The sequence below is a fragment of the Kitasatospora sp. NPDC059722 genome, from assembly GCF_042733235.1.
GTDB lineage: Bacteria > Actinomycetota > Actinomycetes > Streptomycetales > Streptomycetaceae > Kitasatospora.
In genome coordinates this window covers 1-3,059 of record NZ_JBHWGD010000246.1, presented here as the reverse complement: position 1 = coordinate 3,059, position 3,059 = coordinate 1, and the positions used below count along the sequence as shown (strand labels likewise).

General features: G+C 73.5%; 4 protein-coding genes. 2 read left to right on the top strand and 2 right to left on the bottom strand.

Going from position 1 to position 3,059, the window contains the following annotated elements; genetic code table 11:
• Positions 1-407 (top strand): VOC family protein (locus ACFV4F_RS42965; protein ID WP_380511413.1); only part of this gene is annotated, 407 nt, incomplete at its 5' end.
• Between the two features lie 6 nt (positions 408-413).
• Positions 414-863: an SRPBCC domain-containing protein gene (locus ACFV4F_RS42960; protein WP_380511410.1), complete on the top strand. Its 450-nt coding sequence runs from the start codon at positions 414-416 to the stop codon at positions 861-863.
• 3 nt (positions 864-866) lie between these two features.
• Here the strand turns inward: ACFV4F_RS42960 and ACFV4F_RS42955 are convergent, their stop codons facing one another.
• Together ACFV4F_RS42955 and ACFV4F_RS42950 are read right to left on the bottom strand one after the other, a co-directional pair.
• Entirely contained in the window at positions 867-2,102 is a 1,236-nt protein-coding gene (locus ACFV4F_RS42955) for an aromatic acid exporter family protein (protein WP_380439772.1), read from the bottom strand.
• Positions 2,103-2,193: 91 nt separating this feature from the next.
• On the bottom strand, positions 2,194-2,931 hold the full coding sequence (locus ACFV4F_RS42950) for a polyprenol monophosphomannose synthase (RefSeq protein WP_380439770.1): 738 nt from the start codon (positions 2,929-2,931) through the stop codon (positions 2,194-2,196).
• Between the last annotated feature and the right edge of the window lie 128 nt (positions 2,932-3,059).

Here is a 3,059-nt window from a genome sequence, read left to right as displayed (position 1 = left end):
GGCGGGGGGGGGGGGGGCCGGGGGGGGCCGGGGGTGGGCGCTGCGCGCGGAGGGCGCGGGGGGGCGGCCCGCGGGGGGCGCCCCACAACCCCCCCCCCCCCCGGCCGTACGCGGCCCTCAACGGCGGGCCCCAGTTCTCCTTCACCGAGGCCGTCTCGCTCCAGGTGGAGTGCGACGACCAGCAGGAGATCGACGAGCTCTGGGCCAAGCTCACCGCCGACGGAGGCCAGGCGGGCCCCTGCGGCTGGCTCAAGGACCGCTACGGCTTCTCCTGGCAGATCACCCCGCGCGTCCTGCTGGACCTGATCGCCGACCCCGACCGCGCCAAGGCCGGCCGGGTGATGGCGGCGATGATGTCCATGGGGAAGATCGAGATCCGGCCGCTGCTCGCCGCGGCCGAGGGCTGAGCCGCGATGACCCCCGCCGCCGTCCGCACCACCGTCTACCTGCACGCCACCCCCGAGCGGGTCTGGCACGCCCTCACCAGCGCCGACGAGTCCGCCGTCTACTGGGGCCACCGCAACGTCTCCACCTGGCTCCCCGGCGCCCCCTGGGAACACCGGCGCACGGACGACTCCGGCATCGCCGACGTCACCGGCACCGTGGAAGCCGCCACCCGCCCCCACCACCTCGTCACCACCTGGTACTCCCCGGGCAGCCCGGACCCGGCCGGCCCGTCCCGGGTCACCTTCGGGATCGAGGGCTGGCAGGACCTCACCCGCCTCACCGTGACCCACGAGGACCTCGCCGACGAGACCGGGGCGGAGCAGGCCGCCGCGGGCTGGTCGGCCGTCCTCGCGAACCTGAAGACCTACCTCGAAACCGGCCACCCGCTGCCGCAGCAACCGTGGCTCATGCCTTAGCGGTTATCGCCCGGTGCTCGTGGCCGGGCGGGGGCGCTCGCCGCGGAGCCACCTCCGGAGGCCGGCGAAGCGGGAGAAGCGGGCCCGGTTGGCCACGGAGGCGCGGTCCAGTTCCTCCATCAGGCGGCGGCCGCGGTGCTCCAGGTCCATCTCGTCGAGGATGCGGTCCACCTCGGCCAGGAGCGCGCCGTGCAGCTGCCAGGCCTCGGGGTGCTCCCGGACCTGGCGCAGGAGGAGCTGGGCGACGTTCTCCCGGCAGGTCCAGGCGGCCGCGAGTTCGGCGGCCAGGCGTTGCTCGGCCTCCTCGGCGTTGCGGCTCACCTGGGTTGTGACGAGGACGGCGAAGCTGACCATCGCGCCGCCGATGTGGGCCAGCAGTTCCTCCAGGGCCACGGCGACGTCCGGTTCGAACAGGCGCTCGCCGGGCTCGCGGCGCTTGGCCAGGTCGGTCAGGGAGCGGGCCAGGACGCGGATGACCACCACGCAGATCTCCAGCGTGTCCAGACCGGTGCGCAGCACCAGGCGGGAGAGGAGTCCCTCGCTGATCCGGGGGTTGAAGCGGAGGCTGTCCTCGGCCTGGCGCAGGGCCGCGTCGACCTCGGCGATCGCCTGGTCCAGGCGGCGGGCCTCGTGGAGGCGTTCGGCGGCGACGGCGACCGGGGTGGGGCGGCCCAGCTCCTCGGCGATGTCCAGGAGCAGCTGCCGGGCGCGCCGGGCGAGGTCCTCGATCGAGGCGCCGGCGGTGTCGACCCAGACGGGCGGGGCGAACAGCAGGTTGAACAGGAGGCCGACGGCGGCGCCGATCAGCGTCTCCAGGACCCGGTCCCAGGCCTGGGAGGCGAGCTTGGTGACGCCGAGGATCAGCATCGCGCTGATCGCGACCTCCTGGACGAACTCCTCGACCCGCACGAAGCGGCCGATCGTCAGCGAGGCCAGGATGATCAGCCCGAGGCTCCACCAGGAGAGCCCGACGACGGCGCTGAATCCGATCGCGATGAGCACGCCGACGACCACCGAGTTGACCCGGCGGATGCTGGTCTTGAGCGTCGAGTAGACGGTGACCTGCACCACCAGGAGCGCGGTGAGCGGCGCCGTGAGCGGGGCCGGCTCGCTGCTCAGCCGCGTCGCCACCGCGTAGGACAGGGTGGCCGCCACGGTCGCCCGGACGGTCTGGACGACGAACGGTTCTCGGGCGCCACGGCGGACGGCGGCCGTGAGGGACTCCGGGAGGATGGCCATGAGGCCCTTCTTTCCCCGCAGCCGGTGTTCACACCGCCGATCGCGCCGGAGGGCACCCGGTTGCCCGCTGCGGGGTCGGGAAACCGCCGCGTCAGGGGTTGCGGCGGTCCAGGCGCAGCTTCCAGGGGGCGAGGGCGGACTCGACCTGGACGCCGACGCTCATCTTGGACGCGCCCTCGACGCGTTCCTCGAAGCGGATCGGGACCTCGCGGATCGTCATGCCGCGCTTGACGACGCGGTAGTTCATCTCGACCTGGAACGAGTAGCCGTTGCTCTGGACGGTCGGCAGGTCGATGGCCCGCAGCGTGTCCGCCCGCCAGGCCTTGAAGCCGGCGGTGGCGTCGCGGACGCCGAGGCCGAGGATGGTGTTGACGTAGAAGTTGGCCCACGCGGAGAGGGCCTTGCGGTGCCACGGCCACTCGGAGGCGGTCGAGCCGCCGGGCACGTAGCGGGAGCCGAGCACCACGGCGGTGTCGCCGGTGAGGAGGGTCCGGACCATCTCGGGTATCGCCGTGGCCGGGTGCGACAGGTCGGCGTCCATCTGCACGACGACGTCGGCGCCCTCGTCGAGGGCGCGGGCCATGCCCGCGAGGTAGGCGCGGCCGAGGCCGTCCTTCTCGGTGCGGTGCAGGACGCCGATCCGGCCGTCCGCACCGGCCGCCAGCTTGTCGGCCAGCTCGCCGGTGCCGTCCGGGGAGTTGTCGTCGACCACCAGCAGGTGCAGGTTCGGCACCGGCAGCTGTGCCAGCAGGCCCGCCAGGACCGGAAGGTTCTCCCGCTCGTTGTACGTGGGGACGACGACAACGACCTTGGGGGAGGCCTCGACCATGCTCTGTTCCCTACCCGCGCTCTCCGGCCGGAGCCCGTGCCCCGCCTCACGGGCGTCCGTGATCTGCTGATCGGACCGTGCGAGTGTAGCCGTGCCGGGGGACGGCCCGTCCCCGTGGCCCCTGCCAG

Coding starts and splice junctions, on each gene's coding strand:
- ACFV4F_RS42950 (WP_380439770.1), bottom strand. CDS start 2,931: ATGGTCGAGGCCTCCCCCAAGGTCGTTGTCGTCGTCCCCACGTACAAC.
- ACFV4F_RS42960 (WP_380511410.1), top strand. CDS start 414: ATGACCCCCGCCGCCGTCCGCACCACCGTCTACCTGCACGCCACCCCC.
- ACFV4F_RS42955 (WP_380439772.1), bottom strand. CDS start 2,102: ATGGCCATCCTCCCGGAGTCCCTCACGGCCGCCGTCCGCCGTGGCGCC.